We start from the raw sequence: 19010 nt of genomic DNA, 5'->3' as shown, positions 1-19010 counted from the left end.
TTTATCTTATTTTTCCTATTTTTAACATATGGAAAAGAAGGATTCCATTCTTGAAAAACCGATTGCCGAACTTGGGGCGAGCAGCGTATTTTGCGAAGGTTGTAAAAAGATGGGCTATGAAACGCTGGCATCGATTTTAAGGGAAAGGCCCGAAGACCTACGTGCAAAGCAACATTTCAGCTATTTCTGGCTGGTAGAACTGATAGAATTCCTGAAAGAAAAGGAGTTGTTAGATCTCCTGCAGTCTATGCAGGGAAACAGTAAGGCTTAAGAAATTCAATGGCAGCCGCAAACATCCTGCTCATCTTGATAGCCGCAGCCTGGCTGATCTCGTAATAGGCATTGCTCAGACTATCGGGGGAAATAAATTGCTGCCGTTTCGTTGTAAAAACAGCGGCAGCGTGATCGAAAATCGCGGTCAGGCTTATGTTACCATAGTAACCAGTTTCATACAAGACCCTTATCATGCAGGCCAGGTGTTTAACCGATATACTCAACGGGATTTTCGCTGGTACAGGTTCTTGGTTGCGCTTCACACGGGTTAATGCAAACATTACCTGGAAATCATTCAGGCAGTCCCTATACATGTTAGCCACATGAGGCCAGTTTGTATCAAATTTTAACTGCCCCCTGTCCGGCATCACGGGAGTTGCTGCCATCAAATCTGCGATATGCTTGTCATAGTCAACAGCCGGTATTTGCTCAAGTTTAAGGATTACCTTTTTACGGAGATATGCCAAAAACAGGAAGTGATTGAAATTTAGCGATATCAACGTTGAAATAAGGCTTTCGGAAGACATCAGTTCCGCACAATTTCTTTTACCGGCAAGTTCGGTCAGGAGCGCTTCCCGGTAAAACAGGGAATTCAAATCGACAGGTTCAGCCGGGACATAGCAATAAATTTTTGACAGGCTTTCTTCCAGGCATACCCGAAGATCTATATCCGAATTTAGCTTATAGAGTTGCTTCATAAATTGTTGGTACATGACCTGACAATTCCGCAGTCGGTGCCGCATATATTCGGATGGTATTAACTGCTGGTAATTGATATAACCTTTATAGTACAATAACAAATGATCCAGCAAATGGCAAAGTTCCCGGGTCGCTGCATCATCTTCAGATCCGGAATTTTCCGAGATCAAGCCGCAAAGAAACTTGAAATGAAAATCGAAATAACGATAGATGACATCATTAGCCTCATTTGAAAAAGCTGCCGAGGCCCAGGATTCCCTGGCCCTCATGCAGCTTTCGGAAAGAATTTTATTGAAATCCGGCCTGAGCTTTGTCCTGGCAATACCTTTTCCACCCCGCTCCGGGGCCAGGCAATTGGCCAATGTCTCAAGCTCGTTTTTCAACATTTTAGAATTTAAAAACATGTGCCGGCGTCGCGGCTGTTGAACAAAAACATTGTAGGGCCTGAATTTTGCGCCCCTGTTTCAAATCCGGCATTCAAAGTAACCGGGCTGCAGATTCCTGCGTTTTCGGCGACATTAATTTTTAGAATTTTACTTTCCATTTTACATGGTTAATGCAAATCTTGCGGCCTCCATGATCAGTTGAATAACCAAAAACACGTCGGTAGCAGTATAAATTTGAATACCTTAAACCCGTGCATGATTAGTCAGGAAGACCAGCTATCCCAATTACTTTAAATGAGTTGTCGACGTTACTGTAGAGCAATAGGTAGTCGGATCTCCGGTAGTTGAATTAGATGTTGTTGTTTCAGTTCCTATGTACATTGAATTGTTTCCATACACTTTGAGAACTTTTGATTCGGTTAATTTCAATTTTTGTGTTTTCATGATTATTGATTTTAAGATTAAGATTAATATTAATAAGTAATTTATAAGTATATTATAATAAATTGCAAACAGTGTATTTGGGATAGCAAACGACAATATTCACGATGAATTACGCCATTAACCGTAACTATCGACATATCATTTTCCACATAATATGCTGGACAGTGTATATCGGCTACGAGACTTTCTACGTATTGGCTTTTGGTTTGGGAAACACGCCAATTATTGGATACATCTTTTATTATTGCCTGAATATTTTACTATTTTATTGGCATTTTAATACCTTAAATCGCGGGCTACTGACAAATCCGGTCAGGTATGTCTTTCTGTTCATTTGGATTGTTACAGAAATGGCAGTTATTCTCATTTTGAAGGCAGCCTGGGATTATTTCACGCTATCAAAGATTGTCCCCGCACCACAATTAGCGACAAAATTGAAATTTTTCGTTGGGCTCGATCTATATCGCAATTTTTACTATTTGTTTATTTCCTCGGTTATATGGTCAGCAATCAATTTTGATAGATTTCGAAAGAAAACAATGGAAGCATCGTTAATGCAAACCATTGCTGAAAAAGACAAATCGGACCTCCAGCTCAGATATGCCGAAGCTCAAAATGCTTTTTTGAAGCAACAAATCAATCCCCACCTGCTATTCAACACACTGAATACGATCTATAGTGCTGTTTACGTAAATGCGCCGACTGAATCTGAAGCAGTTCTGCTGCTTTCTGAAATCATGCGCTACTCCTACGAAGAACCCGACGGCCAGGGACTGGTCCCTTTGGAAAAGGAGCTGAGCCAATTAAAAAACCTGATCCACTTGAATTCCTATCGTTTCAGCAGTAATGTTCAATTAGATTATCGGATCAAGGGAAACCCTCAAAATTACAAGATCATCCCGCTCGTCTTAATAACCTTAACTGAAAATATGTTTAAACATGGCGACCTACGGATGATACCCAGGTCGGTCGAAATAACGATATCTGAAAATGGGCACCTGACCTTTGTGGGCAAAAATGTCCCCAAAGTTCCAGGTAAAGAAGAACCTACCACGTCCATCGGCCTGATCAACACGAGGCTTAGGCTTGATTATGCCTATAAGGACAATTATCAACTTGACATCAGCCACACCAACGACCTTTTCACCCTTGAATTAACGATCAACCTGGCCTATGAACGCAGCAATTATTGACGACGAACCACCTGCTATTACTTTACTTTCTTCATACATTCAAAGAACAAAATTTATGACGCTGCGGGCTGCATTCACAGATCCCGCAGAAGCCATAGGCATTTATAATGGAGCCAAACCTCCAGAGCTGACTTTTCTGGACATCGATATGCCCGGGATGAATGGACTCGATTTTGCGAGGATTATTTCTGGCAAAACCCAAATCATCTTTACGACCTCCTTTCGTGAATATGGGCCGGAAGCCTTTGAACTTTTAGCCTGTGATTACCTCTTAAAACCTTTCTCCTATGAGCGTTTCCTTGCCGCCGTTGGAAAGTTGAAACCCTTACAAGTCACGACCGGAACCAACCCAAGCTTTTTCTTTGTCCGCACCGAAACCCGCGGAAAATATTTACAGGTAACCGTGAACGACATCGTGTTCATTGAAAGCAACGACAATCTTGTCCGCATCACCAGCAACTCAGGTACAGTAACAGCCATGCACAATCTTACTGAGGTTTACAGCTGGCTCCCACCGGAACAATTTTCCCGCATTCACCATTCCTACATCGTGAACCTTCAGCAGGTACACGCGGTCGACCGAGGGCAGGTAATCCTCAAAAACGGAAAGATCATTCCCATCGGCAGGCAATATAAAGAACGTTTTATGGCCACTCTGGAACAGCTGATAATCAAACGTCGCCAACCATAGTCACGCTGGCGCCCTCTCCAACTTTAACACCGCTCTTAACAGCACTAACAAACATTTTCAGTAAGCAGTGCCATATAAATGTTTCATGGCGACGTTGCTCAGACTTGAAAATGCGGTTTACCTGCATATGAATAATATCGGCGATCAGCTTTTGACGAAAGGGTTCTGGTTTACCTGCCGATGCATTGGAAAGGTCGCTCAACGAGGCATTCAAATGAGTAATTAATTCCCAATCTCCAAATGATTGTTTTTCGTCATACAGCAAGGCCGCCCGAATCTCCCGATAACGGTCGTCCATTGACCTCTTTAACTTTTTATCCCCATCGTGTTCCATAAAGAAAGCATGACTAACCCATTGACAAACGGCCATTGCTTTTTCGAGGTCGTTCCTGTAGAAAACCAGCAGCATTTGATAGCAATGCCTAACCGGCCACAGCATAAACCCGTCATTGCCGCTGCCCGGCTTATTCAGCAAGCTTTGACAAACGAATTCACTGCCTCTGAAGAATACTTCCTCCACCTGGCAGATTAAGTCCGCCGAATAACGTTCGATCTCGCGTTGGTAGGTATCAAAATAGGCCTTTTGCGCCAAACCACGAACCGTAAGATTTCCGATCAGCCCCTGAAGGTCAAACTGCATTTGCTTAACATCTTCAATATCAACCTTTAAACGAATCCGGAGATGCGCATCCGTATCGAAATAGCGGACAAAAAACCATTGACTAATACGATAGTGATTATCAGCAATCCATGGCACCAATGTATTTAACAATATATTCTCCGCGCTTTCATATGTCGCATAGATTTTCATGTACACCCATTCCGATCCTGGTTGAAAATCACGCGCAATCGTTTCCCTGCTGAATTTGTTATGAACGGGCTGATATACCTTAGCCCGATTGAGCAGTGAGATGACTAACTGCGTATTGTATTGATCTGCGTTTTTTTCGCCGGGACCGGTACATCCCAAAAACTCGGTTACTACGGCCTCCCCTGCCCCACGCAGGTTTTCCAGAAAAAATAACGCTTCCGCATCGTTGGAAAGGTCGAAAAATAATTGTTGGTCGCTTCTCCCTGTTGACACCTTAACAGGGATTCCGAGCTGCCTACAGAACAAGTGCAGACGGCTTATCGATAATGGCTGCTGTGTTAGCACTTTAACTTCCTCCGTGCTTATATGCCATCGCGCCTGGCTCAAAATACTTTTACCATAGGATATCCTTGGGTAAAAATTCAAACCGGGGAACAGCTTCTCCGGATCGAAATCCAGGTTAGCCCTTGTGGACTGGTATTGTAATGCACAAAGAAATTTAAATAGCGGCATGCCATTATGATGGAAATTAAAGGCAGTTGGCAACCTTGGGATTACCCGTTTACCTGACGGCCGGTGTACCAGCATCAAATCACCACCTTGCATTGAAAGTTCCAGATCCGCCGGCAAAATGCTGCCATTAACCGGAAACGTATTCAGCGGCAAAACAGCATCGTAAACCTGCTGACGCCTGTTGATATTATCGATCTTTCTGTGACTGACCTGTAATAGCTCCGCAAATATGATATCCGGGTTTGCGGCGGCTTCCTGGCTGGCAACATGGCGGCAAAAAGTCATAAAATCATCACTGAAAGCAGAAAACCTGCCGGTCAAAGCCGTTGCTGTCGAACCGCCGATATTTTGGTAGATCAGCTTATCTCCGGCAACTGAACAAATAACACTTGTCGAAGGTGGCAGCGGCAGCCCCGAAGGCTTTAGCGCGGAAAGATCGGCATCTGTCAGCACCACAGGCTCCCATTCATTTCGCTTACCATTTTGTAGCCAGACTTTCAACAGCAATTGGTGAACGGCAGTCCACTGTATTTGATCGGACTGTTTTCGCGGTTGCGCAAATTCCAAGCCTTGAATTAACCCGTTTACACCGGCCTGCTGAGCATTGCCATATGCTACGCCAAGGTCAGGGTCGAGGGCTTCAAGAAGCGGGACGCTACGCTCCCCGAATTTTTTTTCAAAAGCTTCCTTAAACGTGATCAGGTCATTTTTTGAAGAAATTGGCGCCAATAAGTCCAGCACTGCCATTGCATCCCTGATTACCTCTTGCCATTCCGTGCTAACGCTACTCAATTCCTTAATTTCGAGGCCGGAGTAAATCGAGCTTCCATCAACCAAGTTCCCCGTGCCGGCCAGAGCCTGATCGCAGCTTATCAGCATATTTGAATCTTCATCAAAGTTCAAACTGATCTTTTTACCGTCAGAATTTCCGGTTAACAAATTCAAGCCATGCTCCGACACCAAAACCTGTTCATCTAACAGGCCATTAACGTGTGCCGATGCGTCATTATCGGTACAATCTGTAAGTTCTTTGAGATAAGCAATTATTTTAGCCTTCGGCTGGGAATTACTTTTCAAATATTTCAGTAACAGCGCATCCACTTCATTTCGTTGAAGCATGTAAACATAAAAGGAAAGCCTGCCCGACTTTTCTGTATCATATTTAGTAAAGCGCCAGTCATGACCAACCGCGTACAAGGTGGGATTAATTGCTATTAATGTATCATCTTTGGGCGGCAACATATCCAATGCATCCAATTCGGATTGCACGGACGGCAACAAATGTAAAACAGCATTTTGCACTCTACCTCCGGCTTTCTTTCCGCCCTCCGCCCAATCTGCCAAGCTAAACTCCGAGAAGGCGCCGAATGGCGTAGCCCTGAAGGTCATCCGGTTATAAAACTTCAGCGCGGTCAACCGTTCTTTCGGATTCAATAAATCATATTCAAAGCCTTTCTTCTCCAGTTCTTTGTAAAACTCCGTTGAAGCCAGCCATATCGCATTTTTAAAAACATTCGTTTTAAGCACCTCCTGAAGCTTCCCGACCTTATAGCCGGCAGCATCAAAATAAGGCCTTCTCACAAAGACCTTGTCCAGAAATTCGATATGCTCCGGATTAACCATTATTCTTTAAAAAAATATAGTGTACATTTACCAGGATTATCAGGATCCAAAAAATCAGGATACCCATTTTCGCACGTAATATCCTTAGCGCGTTACCTATCTGTTTAGCCACATTATCTTCCGTTGTATTCAACTGTTCAGCAATCTCCCGGTGCGATAAATGTTGCTTCCGACTTAATTCAAAAACCTCCCGCATCCGCGGCGAAAACGCCTCCACCTGCCGGTTAATGTATTCCATCAGCTGCCGCTCCCTGATCCGGTGATCTGTTGGCGCATCGGCATACCTTTCCGTACCAATATCATCAATAAACGACTCCCAATATGCGCTTTCCACCTTTTCATGTGCCCAGAAATTAAAGATACGGTTACGCACAGCGGTAAATAAATACCCGCCCAAATTTGGTCCTATAGCATAAGTCGAACGCTTTACCCATAAATTCACAAACACATCCTGTACTATATCCCTGGCCGCCTCTTCGTTACGCAGTTTTTTAAACGCATGGCGAAAAACGGGATCAAAATACCGGTAGTAGACCTCCATATAGGCCGAATGATCTGACTTATTTAGGAGCCCGAGCAGTTGGGTATCAGAAAATGTTGAATATGCCTTCATAACTCATCTTCCAGTATGCCTTAAGTATAAGCAATGACGGAAGACAAGTCCGCTGAATTCAATAGATTTCAGCTGGAATTTTAATACATATCTATGTTGAATTCCGCTCATTATGTTTTTTTAACAAACGAGCCTAAAAGAATATAGAGAAATCAGCGCGATTAATAGGGCTGGTACTCGCAAGTCTAATGCCACTGGCTCTGGTAAAGCCTCCATTCCTTTCGGAATGGTTCACACATTAGCATAAGCGAGCACCAGCCCTATTGAAATAGGGTATGGTTGCTCAACTTACCAACGCGTGAAATTTACCAGATTTGTGGGCGCGGCTCGTATGCGGATTCTTAAAATATCCGCAAATGTATTTATAAAACCTTAATCATTCACAATATCCAAATATAAAATAATTGTATTTAATATGCAAATTAATTAATAAATACAACTAAACTTTAGAAAATTGGGGGTGAATATCCAGCTACATACTTTTATGCAAAGTATTAGATAAATTGAAGATCGCGGCGCCAGTAAACGAAATAGGAAGGATTTTTGTGAACGAAGGTATATCTAATATCGATGTAACAGTCAAGACTAATATTCCATCTTACGAAATCAGCCGGATAAGGAACGGTGAAATTGTTGCAATAAATGCCGACAAGTTTTATTTAATCTCTTTAGCCATCAATATCTCGATAGATATTTTCCTAAAAAGGGCTTACAGCAACCTTAAATTGGTCAATGAAGGTGTCATAACTCGATTGCCAAATTCGACCGATGTAACATCATTAGGTGCCATTTTGAAACCCTACGAAGATAATTCATTAAAAGGTATATCGCTTAAAACCGGCATCGCACTCCAACGTTTAAAAGATCTTTCAAAAAAGAAAACGGCTATAGTATTAGCACACGAACTAATTTTAATTGAGATGGCTTTAGGAAAAACTCCAGGCGACCTTTTCAAGGAATTGTTTAATGATCTCCAATTGAACTCTTTGGAAAAACAAAACGAGTTAAGAGCGAAAGAAATTCAAAAGAATTACAGATAATAGAAACTCACAATGCTGATTTAAATAGTGCAATCTTCGCGACAAATCGCGGTAGATTCTACCAAAACATATTAGCATAAATGTATTAGCATAAATGGGCAAGGCAGTACCAGATATTGTTAAAAGTGCTTCACGGATATCAGATTTATTAAATCGGGAACCACGCTGCTTATTAGTGAGAAATTAAAATTGAGACATCAAGGAATATTGGTATCAGCTTATAGAGTTTGCAGGAAGATAGCAGTGAAACCAAACGATGGAAAATCGCATCTATGATGGGTCCATTTGTTTAAAAATCATGATATATGATTTAATTAAAGACTGACTATAAATCCCAGGGATCTAACAATTGCTGAGTTTCATCTTCAGAAAACTGAATTGAAAGTTCTTTGACTCGTTCGGGAAAACATTGCACTTTATAATTAATTCGATTTTCACCGCTGTTACCTTTGAAAAAACAAACCCAATTTGGCCGTTAAAAAAATCCGATACTTTTCCTGTAAGCTCCAAAGAGCCTATGATAGTTCCTTTTGAATGCTGAACAAAGTGAATTATAAAGGATTCGTTACCCCGTCAAGCCGTTTTAGTATGACTGAAACATGGCTTACTATTCTTTACCAAAACCAAGTTCTGCTTGCTTTTGGTAAAGAATAAAAATGTCCTAAATAAATACCTCCTGAAACTCCGGGAAATGCTTAAAGGTTTTCCCGTAGACCTTGGCGATGAACCCGAGGTCGCCATCGACATCCCATCGGGCAGCTGGCCGGCTTTTTTACCCTGCTGGCTATTCTGATCAGTTGCCTGGGCTTATACGGTATGGCGGAGCAGCGCACCAAAGAGATCGGCATATGCAAGGTGCTGGGTGCATCGGTCGCCGGGTTATGGCGTTTATTATCCAAGGGTTCTATCGTCCTGGTGGGGGTTGCGCTGCTGATCGCTTCGCTGATCGCCTGGTATGCGATGCAGGGCTGGCAACAACGTTATAGCTACCACATGGAGGTCTCCTGGTGGATTTTTACGCTGACCGCAGGCGGTACGTTATTGATCACTTTACTGACCGTCAGCTACCAGAGTTTGAAAGCAGCCATGGCTAATCCTGTCAGGAGTCTGAAAACGGATTAACCTTACCGCTTTTATTGCGGGATGATTCTAAAAATGGAAATCATGGCGCTGAATAAAGAGGTGGGATAAAATCTATTCCTGCACTTCGGGCACGTGCTCTTTTAGGTAATCAAATTCTTCTTCCGCCCGTTGACTGTAGTTGTGCAATTTCGTAATGTACTGCTTCGGCGTCCATGTGGAACTGAGTAGCCTCAGATAACGTTGCCCGCTTTTTACCCGACGCAGGTCGACGGTTTGATGAATGCTAATCAGGTCGTGGATATCGGTAATATTCTTTGAAAAACTTATATAGGTCTTTTTTAATGGCGACTGCTTCGTGAACATGATGTGTTGCCAGGAAATCCGGGAATAATACTGGTCAAAGCGTTTGAATGCAGCTAAGTCGATATGACCACTTTGCAGTGTATCGATATTCACCTGCAGAAACTCGTTAAACAACTGCTCATAATTGGACTGGTGTACGGCATGTCCCAACTTTTCCAAGTTCCAGTTGGCTTCATATTTTTCGTTAACCCCCTGCAAAATGGACGCGGTGAGCGCACCGGTTACGTACAATTTGGTCAGGTTCCGGACTTCCGTGTAGGTGTCCGGCCGCAATTGCAGCGAAACGACCAACTCCTCCAATGCGGTATTTTGAAGCTTAATGTCGCCAGTCCAGGCCGCAAATATCGGTTCCTCCGGATCTTTCTCCAGTTGGATGATTCGCAAAGCTTTCTGATCTTTAAAGACCGTAGTGAGTATGGGGTTACCGTCCAGGATTTCCTGACCGTTGGCATAGACATTATCTACATAAGGCACCGGTTCAGTCCCGGTCAACTCTTTAATTAAACCGGCCCAGAACTTTTGGAGCACAGCATATTTGGCCGGGTCCCCGGTAAATTTTTTAATGCGTAATATGCTCCTTAATTCTTTCATGAACTGATCTATACAAATGCTGTGCCCGCGTGAACTTCCACATCCACACGTTCTTTAAATCCTTTCGGAAAGGACTTCATCAAAACCTTTCCGATCGCAGCAACCTGGATGCCACCATTTTTCTGGGCATCGGTAACGAACTTCCGGCATTGGGCAAAACCTCTTGCCCTAATTTTAGCTTCCTTAGCCGGGATGGATTTTTCCAGGTCATTTAATAACTGCAGGCCATCTACAGCCGTCAGCGGCAGCATTTGCGCCCAGCCTCTGGAGGCTTCTAAATCTTTCCCTTGTGCCTGAAAACGTCCGCGATGATCCAACTAAATTAGTGTTAATTATCCGCTAATTTAATAAAAATCCGCAATCCACCCGGCTGCGCCGAAACATAACATGAGAATGGAGGCTGAACTGATCTCTGTGTTGAAGGAAGGGAATGAAGTGCGATGACCAATCCTGTCAGGATTCTGAAAGCGGTTTAGGCGTTATACCTTTATTCTTGAAAAAGTACTGCTAAAAAGGGATTCACATGAATAAAGCCGGGAGGATGACACAGGCCCAAAACAGGTAGCCCCCATAGATAAACGCAGTGATTTGAGTGCAATGGTCATCTGCGTTTCAACGGTTTTGATGCTGATACCCATGCGTTCTGCAATTTCTTTATTGCTCAGGTGTCCCTGCCTGCTGACCACGAATACCTCTGGCAATGTTCTGGCAAAGGCAATACCCAATTCCAGCATCTGCTGCATATCCTTTTCGTTTAGGCGGTCTTTGATCTCGGATAACCCGGCAAGCTGCCAGCTCATGTAGCTCCACTATCACCTTGCGATTTTTAGATAAAAAAATGTAAGAAAGTACTTTGTAACGGACTACGGTAAACAGCCAGGATTTGAGTGAGCTGATCACTACCATCATTTTTCCTGATCCATAGTTGCAATAAGACTTCCTGCACGATGTCTTCGCTTTGATGAACATCCTGAATAATCCAAAAAGCGGCAAGGTATAACCGTTTCCAGTAACCTTCGTAAATGAGTTTTAAAGCATGGGAATCGCTGTCCTTCAATAAGGCTAGTAATTCTGAATCGCTATAATTCACTGAGGGAGCCATACTTAAATCCAAACGAATATGCCAAAAGTATGGTATAAAATAAAGCAATCAATGTGAATGGAGTATTAAGGCTGGTAATCTTCAATTCACTTTTGTTTAAATACATAGCAGATCGCGGCTAAAAGAATTACGCCAAAAAACACAATGGCGCAAATCGTAAACATTTTTTCAGTCATATTTTGAGTTTTTAGGGTTGAACGTTTCGGTTTAGTAAGAGAAAATAAGGCAACAGCAAAGTTGATTAAGCTCGTTACGAGATCAATGATTGTTTTCATTTTGAATATTTAAAAAGGGTGATACCATGCCCCCAAAGCGTTGTCAAATGCTAAGAGCGCCGAAAGCAATGAGAATTCTGCGCGAAGGTTTTAACCTTGGGAGAAAGACGGATTTTGATTTTTTTGAGATAGTACTCAGGGATGCCGAAAAGTTTCACTATCCGAAAAAAATATTTCTCTTTCTATGAGATAAAGTTTGGAATCCCCGTCTTAAAAGTTTTGGATCGGCGTTGGAGCGTATGTGCTGGTCAAGAAAAGCGCTCTTAAATACGTGGTATTTTCAATAAAATGCGCGAGTCAAGCCTGTATCTCTCTTAGAATGATAAATTATATTATCTTAACTTTGTCCTGTGTATTACAGACGGAAAGTATTATTAGGATTGTTACAAGCGTTCGGGAATCAGTTAGAAAGAACCCGGCTGCAAAAGTTGTTGTTTCTGCTCAGCAGATACCAAAAGGATCGTAGTTATGAGTTCGTTCCTTATAAATATGGATCCTATTCGTTTCAAAGTGTGGCTGACCTTAAAACCCTAACGAAATACAACATTGTACGTCAAGACGACCAGTTGCTGATTAAATACAGCGATACTGATTATCTAAAGGACCTGAAACCTTTTGATCGCAAGGCCATCGGTGAATTAAAAATTGCTTACGGTGACAAAAGCGGAGAAGAGCTAACCAAATCAACCTATATCTCTCATCCCTACTATGCTATCAATAGCTTGATAGCCAAAGACATCTTATCGCCCGAACAATATCAACGTGTATTAAAAGCCCGTCCGGTAAAAAGTAAGACTGTTCTTTTTACGATTGGCTATGAAGGCATTACTTTGGAAGAATATCTCAACAGGCTACTCTTAAACGATGTTAGAATATTATGTGACGTGCGCAATAATCCCATAAGCATGAAGTTCGGCTTTTCTAAAAATCAACTTGAAAACGCCTGTAGTAGCATAGGGATTAATTACTTGCATTTACCGCAAGTCGGTATACAGTCGGAAGATCGGCAGGATTTGAAAAACCAAGCGGATTATGATCAATTGTTTAAGGTCTATCGTGAAACCACGTTACAAAACACTACCGAAAATCAAAAATTTATCCTATCTTTACTACAACAACACGAGCGAATCGCGCTTACCTGCTTTGAGGCAAACATCTGTCAATGCCACCGTAAACCACTGGCAGAGGCTATAGTAAAATTGGATGGGTGGGCTTATGATTTGCGCCACCTATAGCCTGAATGCCACGAAAAAAAATATTGATTACTGTTACAACCTATCCGCTTCCATCCAGAAGCTATGACGAATTGGTATGTACAGCGGGGATCTGTGAAGACGGCTCTTGGATAAGAATATATCCGGTACCATTTAAATTCTTAAGGGGGCTGCGAAATGATGGGATGGTTAACACCTACAAGTTCACCTGGATCGAATTAGATTTACGCCGCAGAACTGAGGATTTTCGGCCAGAAAGCCACTCGCCTGTTAATTACAGTTTTTCCGATCTAACAGTTTGTGGGAGTATTGAAATAAAAGGGGGTAACAAGGCTAAGCTGAATGCATGGAAACAACGTAAGTTATGGTGTGCAAATAATGTATATTCCGATATGACGCAACTGATTAAAGATAGTCAGGAGCCGAAGAATGTTTCGTTAATTACTTTTAAACCCACAAAACTGCTAAGCCTCGATCACGAAGATGATGAAAGGGAATGGAAACAGGAGTGGAAAGAGCAGTTAAATCAGCTAGAGCTTTTTGTTCCTCAGAATGGCGATCAAGCACCGCGGAAACTCATTCCAAAGCTGCCTTATCGCTTTTTTTACCGCTTTGAGGATTGCAATGGCCGCATTTCGAGACTTATGATAGAAGATTGGGAAATAGGACAACTTTATTTCAATTGTGTAAATACCTACCGGGACGAAAAAATAGCCATACAGAAGGTAAAGGAAAAATATTGGGATCAGTTTATTGCTCGTGATCTGTTTTTCTTTTTAGGAACAACCAAAGAATGGCATACCCGCAGGGCTAAAAATCCGTTCGTGATCATTGGTGTTTTTTATCCACCGATTATCCCGGTAGAAACTTATTCCAAAGACAACCAATTAAAGTTTAGCTTTTAATGGTCTGTATATTTTGTAAACAAAATTCGGAGAACGCAATTGGCGTTGAACACATTATTCCGGAATCACTGGGCAACAAAGAACATATTCTACCTAAAGGGGTCGAATGCGACCGTTGCAATAATTATTTTGCTACTAAAATAGAACGCCCTATGTTGGAGTTACCTTATTTTATCAGCGCTCGCAACCGTATGGCTGTCGAAAATAAAAAACGTCGGGTTCCAGTAGATTGGGGAATGTTGCTTTCGCCAAGGGGTAGCAAGATTCATTTGCGTCACGAAAACTATAAAAATCCAAGTATTGACCTGCTCGATGAACAAACTTATCAGTGGCTCATTCAGCAAAAAACTTTTTCGATGATCGTACCCGCTAACTCGATGCCGCCCGATGATAATAGTCAAATTTCTAAGTTTTTAGGAAAAGTCGCTCCGGTGACATTGGCAAAGATCGGGCTTGAAATCGAGGAAGGACTAACGGAGGTGACCTACAACAGTGGACTGCCCCCTTTGAGAGATTATGTCAGATATGGAAAAGGGACAAAATTTTGGCCTCACCACATGAGGCAGTTATACATAGAAGATAAATATTTTTCAGCAGAAAATATTTCCAATACATTTCAAGTTTTGCACGAATACCAGCTTTTTCAAACCACGCAAAATGCATGGCATTTAGTTTTGGTCATATTTGGTATCGAGTTTTGCCTCAATTTAGGGGAACCCACAACCGCAGATTACCGGATGTGGCTGGAAATGAACAACCAAGATTCGCCTCTGTACGGCCATTTTAACAATAACGGAAGGGCTGACCCAGCTGAATAGCGTTCATATCTTTATAAATGATATTTATTATATGGTTTCTTAGATATAAGAAGATTATATTTGATTTTGCCATGACCTTAATCTATAAATTCCCCAATGAAATCAGAACCAATGCTTCGGGAAACCAGGCGCTAACTAATTTTTATCATTTCTGTTGTGGTTATACCAACGTTTGGATAACCATAGATTGGTCAGGCTTGAATTACATGGATGCCAACCTTTCTGCCGTTATATTGGCCATGGTTCATAAGCTAAAAAAAGAGCGGGGCCTGAAGTTTTATCTGAATTATGAAGATCTAAAAGGAGGTATGAATATTTTTTGGCGAAACGGATTGGCCCATTACATCTTTAATACAGGTAAACAGGCATCGGACGAGCGTGACAGTACGATACCAATTAAGGCTTTTAAGATTGCAGATGTAGATAGTTTTACGGACTATATTGAAAAAAAACTTTTGAAACACCGGGGTGTGGAAGATGTGAAATTCGGCGATAAGGAAAAAGTAAAAAACAGTTATTTCGAAATCTTTAACAACATTGAAATTCACGCTCAAACTGCCATGCCAATATTCGCCTGTGGCCAGCTATTTCCGCAGCAAAACAAACTTATTTTTACACTGGTAGACCTTGGCGTAGGATTTCTAAAAAACATCCGGGAATTCACTAACACTACCGATAAAATTAATACTGCAGCAGATGCCATCAGTTGGGCTATCAAAGGCCATTCAACAAAAACGGAGGCGGCAGGTGGAACCGGATTAAAAAAAATCCTGTTTTATTGCATGAAAAACAATGGCCATTTTCACATCGTTTCTGATGATTGCTATTGGCAATACGATGGCGCAATCAGCAATACAAAAATTGCAAATCCGTTTGTTGGCGCAACAATACATTTGATTTTTAGTTACAATAATTGACAATAATATATAACTTTGCACCCTTTTTCTCGTAAATTAGCTAATCATGACAGTCATCAATATCGCGGAACTTATCGGAACTCCTAATGCCATTATTCAAAAATTTGGCTTACAGGTGCTTGAGGAAGCCGTAAAAATCATTGATAGCGGCAATCAGGTTATTTTAGATTTCAGCAATTTAAAAAATACGACGACGGGATTCTTTCACGCCTCAATTGGGAACCTTTATAAAAAATACGGTGAAGATTTTTTCCAACTGGTTAATGTTTCAAGCATTGACAAAAAAGATGATTGGAAAGAAAAATATGAAGAGGCCATTAACCTGGTTAAAAATCCACAACAGGCTTCCGAAATCGATTTTGCAATTGCAAAGCTATTTGAATAATGGCCTATCTTATCAATAAAATTTCTGAGTATACACCCGACGCCAAGCCATTGTATTTTTTTGATGCGAATGCCTGGATTGCAGCCCTTAAATCGACAGGCAGCGGCAAGGTTGATTCATATGAACAGGTTTACGTCGATTTCTTTGAGGCAATCGTCAATACCCATACGCATAAAGACACCCCGCAAGCGAAGAAAATAAAGAATTTCCCTAAGTTCGTTATGTGTTCTTTGTTGCTTTCGGAAATTATCAACGCGTATATGCGTCAGGTCGCCATGAAGCTTTACTATGGAGATCGTTATAAAGATTTTGATTTTAAAAAAGATTACCGCCCGTCTGCCGATTACCGTGCAAAGCTTAAAAGCCTAATTTCCGACTTGCAAGCGTTTGAAGATTACATAGACATACAAGACGATGACTTCAAAAAAATTGACCCTTTCAGCATCATTCATCAGTTGAACGCTGACAATGATTTTAATGACTTTTATTACTTTTATTATCTACATGGTAAAGACATTCCTATTGTAACTCACGATGGTGACTTCATATTTCAGGATTTACCAATAGTCACCAATCAAAAAAAGCTATTAAATCTTATTTAATGACATATTTCAGTGAGAGCCGGGCGATTACTGCCAAATTAGTCAATAGCAATAAGAATAGTAATGTTTGGTCACAAACCGGCTCCGATATTTTCCAATCTTATATAAATCAAGGTATTGAAGGAAAACGTAAAATTATAAATCTGTTTACCCCGTCAGGAGTAAATCCATTTAACAAAAGACTGCAACCTTTACAACTCTACAAAACTTTATCGTTAATCGTCGATTACCCCGAAATGTAAAATGGTTTGCCCCCGTTTATTACCAACATCGTTTATTCATCTAATCAAAACCTAAACAGAAAACGTATAGAAAATGGAAGCATCACTTTACAAAAAACCTAAAGAGTTTTCAAGCAGAAAGATTTCAATTACTCAGGCAATCAAAATTTTAAAACGTAGCGGTGTTGAAATCAGTGAAGATCAAGTGAGTATAATTTTAGATTTCCTTTATTTGCTTGCGAGAACATTTAAACTTGAAGAAAATTTAGATCGATGACCTTATTGATAAAATCATAATGATCAATCATAGTGATTTATTTTCTCGCTACCCAATTACTGAAATTTTTCTATTGCCTGGCGAAAAATGTTCAACCTCTTTGATTGCCCAACGTTTGGACAATTTCAAGTCTGTTGGGTCAGCATAAGCACGCCCGTTTGTGATTAGGCAATTTCCAAACATATCTGCCAGTTTGTTAAACTTAATTATTGTCTTCGGCTTTCCCCGCAAATCAAAAACATCAGTGATCCCCCCGAATTTGTAAAACTCGGTTTTCGACAATCTCGACTTATGATTTTCGGTAAACTTCGCGTCCATAATAATAATTAGGTCCTCTTCTGTTGGGTCGTCGGATGCATCTGCTAATTGAAATGAAATGTCTGGATGATTTTTCTCACGTTGGTAATCACAATTTATCATCGTTCCAGCACATATTTGAAACGCAAGTTTACCACTTTCAAATGCATGAAATAAGGGCTTTCCTTTTTTGGGTGCAGCTTTTCTGGGGAAATTAAATTTATATTCGCCATCACCCTCTACAAATTTTAGTTCATAATTAGTCTTTAAGTCAACTATGACACTTAGGTAGCAATAAAATTCATAAATATAATCGTTCATTGCTGGGTCATTATCATCGTCGCCAAGTACTGGAGCGAGTACTTCAGTTGAATCGTGCCAGACAGAACCACTTTTTAAAAGTGATGCGTAATTAGTAATATGATCTATGAAATCAATCATTTTTCTAGGTCAACTGGCCAAAGACGGCGGTTAAACATTTTTTGAAACCTAGTTTCCAAACCTTCATTGTTTTTTATAGTATCCTGAAGTGATTTCTTCAAACTCTTTTGTTTTTCAATATCAAAAAGACTTTTAAAGATTTTTGCCTGGGTGCTAATGTTTTGAATAGCTTTTGTTTCTGGATCAATGAACCCGACTTCTTCCGGCGGTAATAAACCTTCCAGTTCTTTCTTTATAATTCCGTCAGTGGCGACTAATAACCTACCCCGACTTAATATACGGCGTTCAATGTATTGATATAAAAAGTCAAGCCCGTCTACAAGAGCTGTTTCGCGAAAATCTATTGTCGAAAAATGGTCCATTGCCTGTATCATGAATTCTAATTTATTTTGCCGCGGCAATGCATTAACCAGTTTGCCAAATACCGTTCTTGTGGCATAAACCCATCCATTGAGGATAGTTTCAAAGTCTTTATCTGGCAGTGTTCTGAATTGAGATTGAAAATGGACTTCGGGCTTATGATAATTGTCGATGACAGGCAAACTGTATTCTAACTCGCTTAATCGGTTATTTTTAGTCAGTGTCTTTTCTACTTCAAAATTAAAATAATGCTCATAATGGTCTTTGTGGATAATTGTGTTGCCTTTACCTGGTGTCCCTTTAATAAATCTTTTTTCTCCAACCTTTTCGACTATAGCAAGATTGGTAAACAGAAGATCTCTGCTTTGTGGTTTAATAAAAATAAGCCCGTCGCCCGCATCTATAGGTAAATATTGAAGTGTACTTTCTATTCTGAATTCCCCCTGAGCCCCCGCCTTTAGAAAATTACTGCCGGATAATCCGGGTAAAGGAACATATTGCGTATTGATCGTAACAGCAGGCATGGTGAAAGTTAATGAAAACTAATGTATGATTAAAATTTACAATGAGGTATTTAGTTTATATTTGATTATAATCAGACCTTTCACATGGCCAAATTATTACAATTAGAGAGAAAGAACTACCGGAGTATTGAAAGCTTGATGTGAAATTTTGATCCGGCGTAGAATTTGTTTTGCGTTAGATGGAGTGGCGACAGAGAAAGGCCGACAATTGGACGCTACCCCATTCGGTATTTATCCTGCCTCGAAGACGTATTTTCTATACATCAATTTTCATAATTGCAATTATAGCCGACCATATCAGCGTTATGTCCAAGTATGGCAAGGTAATCTTTGAAATAAGGGTTCGAAA

At 40.9% G+C, this 19010-nt stretch carries 22 protein-coding genes; 12 read left to right on the top strand and 10 right to left on the bottom strand.

What is annotated here, in order from left to right:
- The first annotated feature begins 28 nt into the window (after positions 1-28).
- Positions 29-271, top strand: coding sequence for a hypothetical protein (locus FHW88_RS25335; protein ID WP_176628421.1), 243 nt, complete (start codon positions 29-31; stop codon positions 269-271).
- On the opposite strand, the gene FHW88_RS25330 is transcribed toward FHW88_RS25335, so the two are convergent.
- A complete protein-coding gene (locus FHW88_RS25330) occupies positions 246-1358 on the bottom strand; it encodes a hypothetical protein (protein ID WP_176628420.1) in 1113 nt (370 codons plus the stop codon). The two genes, FHW88_RS25335 and FHW88_RS25330, sit on opposite strands and share 26 nt — an antisense overlap.
- A 983-nt stretch (positions 1359-2341) precedes the next feature.
- On the opposite strand from FHW88_RS25330, the gene FHW88_RS25325 reads away from it, so the two are divergent.
- Entirely contained in the window at positions 2342-2995 is a 654-nt protein-coding gene (locus FHW88_RS25325; RefSeq protein ID WP_176628419.1) for a sensor histidine kinase, read from the top strand.
- Complete coding sequence (locus FHW88_RS25320; RefSeq protein WP_176628418.1) at positions 2976-3686, top strand: LytR/AlgR family response regulator transcription factor; 711 nt, start codon at positions 2976-2978, stop codon at positions 3684-3686. Before FHW88_RS25325 ends, FHW88_RS25320 begins: the two co-directional genes overlap by 20 nt.
- Here FHW88_RS25320 and FHW88_RS25315 read toward each other — a convergent pair.
- Positions 3667-6633, bottom strand: coding sequence for a lantibiotic dehydratase (locus tag FHW88_RS25315; protein ID WP_176628417.1), 2967 nt, complete (start codon positions 6631-6633; stop codon positions 3667-3669). The genes FHW88_RS25320 and FHW88_RS25315 overlap by 20 nt on opposite strands.
- Positions 6626-7246: an RNA polymerase sigma-70 factor gene (locus FHW88_RS25310; RefSeq protein ID WP_176628416.1), complete on the bottom strand. Its 621-nt coding sequence runs from the start codon at positions 7244-7246 to the stop codon at positions 6626-6628. The genes FHW88_RS25315 and FHW88_RS25310 overlap by 8 nt, the downstream gene beginning before the upstream one ends.
- 545 nt (positions 7247-7791) lie before the next feature.
- Here FHW88_RS25310 and FHW88_RS25305 point away from each other — a divergent pair.
- Together FHW88_RS25305 and FHW88_RS25300 are read left to right on the top strand one after the other, a co-directional pair.
- Positions 7792-8286 carry a hypothetical protein gene (locus tag FHW88_RS25305; RefSeq protein ID WP_176628415.1) on the top strand — a complete coding sequence of 165 codons (495 nt, stop codon included), beginning with the start codon at positions 7792-7794 and terminating at the stop codon, positions 8284-8286.
- Positions 8287-9036: 750 nt separating this feature from the next.
- On the top strand, positions 9037-9408 hold the full coding sequence (locus FHW88_RS25300; RefSeq protein ID WP_317171390.1) for an ABC transporter permease: 372 nt from the start codon (positions 9037-9039) through the stop codon (positions 9406-9408).
- Between the two features lie 72 nt (positions 9409-9480).
- On the opposite strand, the gene FHW88_RS25295 is transcribed toward FHW88_RS25300, so the two are convergent.
- The 5 genes from FHW88_RS25295 to FHW88_RS25275 all read right to left on the bottom strand — a co-directional run bounded on the left by FHW88_RS25295 (position 9481) and on the right by FHW88_RS25275 (position 11700).
- A complete protein-coding gene (locus FHW88_RS25295) occupies positions 9481-10323 on the bottom strand; it encodes a hypothetical protein (protein ID WP_176628413.1) in 843 nt (280 codons plus the stop codon).
- A gap of 8 nt (positions 10324-10331) precedes the next feature.
- Entirely contained in the window at positions 10332-10640 is a 309-nt protein-coding gene (locus tag FHW88_RS25290; protein ID WP_176628412.1) for a hypothetical protein, read from the bottom strand.
- A 162-nt stretch (positions 10641-10802) separates the two neighbouring features.
- Positions 10803-11123, bottom strand: coding sequence for a sigma factor-like helix-turn-helix DNA-binding protein (locus FHW88_RS25285; RefSeq protein ID WP_176628411.1), 321 nt, complete (start codon positions 11121-11123; stop codon positions 10803-10805).
- Positions 11124-11149: 26 nt separating this feature from the next.
- A complete protein-coding gene (locus tag FHW88_RS25280) occupies positions 11150-11425 on the bottom strand; it encodes an RNA polymerase sigma factor (protein WP_176628410.1) in 276 nt (91 codons plus the stop codon).
- Between the two features lie 86 nt (positions 11426-11511).
- The gene (locus FHW88_RS25275; protein ID WP_176628409.1) at positions 11512-11700 is read right to left on the bottom strand and encodes a hypothetical protein; all 189 of its coding nucleotides are present in this window, start codon (positions 11698-11700) and stop codon (positions 11512-11514) included.
- Positions 11701-12212: 512 nt separating this feature from the next.
- Between FHW88_RS25275 and FHW88_RS30355 the strand changes: the two genes are divergently transcribed.
- The 7 genes from FHW88_RS30355 to FHW88_RS25240 all read left to right on the top strand — a co-directional run bounded on the left by FHW88_RS30355 (position 12213) and on the right by FHW88_RS25240 (position 17039).
- Positions 12213-12935 carry a DUF488 family protein gene (locus FHW88_RS30355; protein ID WP_218117296.1) on the top strand — a complete coding sequence of 241 codons (723 nt, stop codon included), beginning with the start codon at positions 12213-12215 and terminating at the stop codon, positions 12933-12935.
- 5 nt (positions 12936-12940) lie between these two features.
- The gene (locus tag FHW88_RS25265) at positions 12941-13819 is read left to right on the top strand and encodes a hypothetical protein (RefSeq protein WP_176628407.1); all 879 of its coding nucleotides are present in this window, start codon (positions 12941-12943) and stop codon (positions 13817-13819) included.
- Entirely contained in the window at positions 13819-14637 is an 819-nt protein-coding gene (locus FHW88_RS25260) for an HNH endonuclease (protein WP_176628406.1), read from the top strand. Before FHW88_RS25265 ends, FHW88_RS25260 begins: the two co-directional genes overlap by 1 nt.
- A gap of 71 nt (positions 14638-14708) precedes the next feature.
- On the top strand, positions 14709-15554 hold the full coding sequence (locus FHW88_RS25255; protein WP_176628405.1) for a hypothetical protein: 846 nt from the start codon (positions 14709-14711) through the stop codon (positions 15552-15554).
- Between the two features lie 46 nt (positions 15555-15600).
- A complete protein-coding gene (locus tag FHW88_RS25250) occupies positions 15601-15939 on the top strand; it encodes an STAS-like domain-containing protein (protein ID WP_176628404.1) in 339 nt (112 codons plus the stop codon).
- Positions 15939-16541 (top strand): hypothetical protein, encoded by a 603-nt coding sequence (locus FHW88_RS25245; RefSeq protein ID WP_176628403.1) that lies wholly within the window; start codon positions 15939-15941, stop codon positions 16539-16541. The genes FHW88_RS25250 and FHW88_RS25245 overlap by 1 nt, the downstream gene beginning before the upstream one ends.
- A 315-nt stretch (positions 16542-16856) precedes the next feature.
- Positions 16857-17039: a hypothetical protein gene (locus tag FHW88_RS25240; protein WP_176628402.1), complete on the top strand. Its 183-nt coding sequence runs from the start codon at positions 16857-16859 to the stop codon at positions 17037-17039.
- Between the two features lie 48 nt (positions 17040-17087).
- On the opposite strand, the gene FHW88_RS25235 is transcribed toward FHW88_RS25240, so the two are convergent.
- Together FHW88_RS25235 and FHW88_RS25230 are read right to left on the bottom strand one after the other, a co-directional pair.
- Positions 17088-17777, bottom strand: a complete 690-nt coding sequence (locus tag FHW88_RS25235) for a hypothetical protein (RefSeq protein WP_176628401.1) — start codon at positions 17775-17777, stop codon at positions 17088-17090.
- Positions 17774-18661: a hypothetical protein gene (locus FHW88_RS25230; RefSeq protein ID WP_176628400.1), complete on the bottom strand. Its 888-nt coding sequence runs from the start codon at positions 18659-18661 to the stop codon at positions 17774-17776. Before FHW88_RS25230 ends, FHW88_RS25235 begins: the two co-directional genes overlap by 4 nt.
- Between the last annotated feature and the right edge of the window lie 349 nt (positions 18662-19010).

The organism is Mucilaginibacter sp. SG538B (genome assembly GCF_013376065.1).
Classification (GTDB): Bacteria; Bacteroidota; Bacteroidia; order Sphingobacteriales; family Sphingobacteriaceae; genus Mucilaginibacter; species Mucilaginibacter rubeus.
This window is presented reverse-complemented; position numbering and strand designations above follow the sequence as displayed.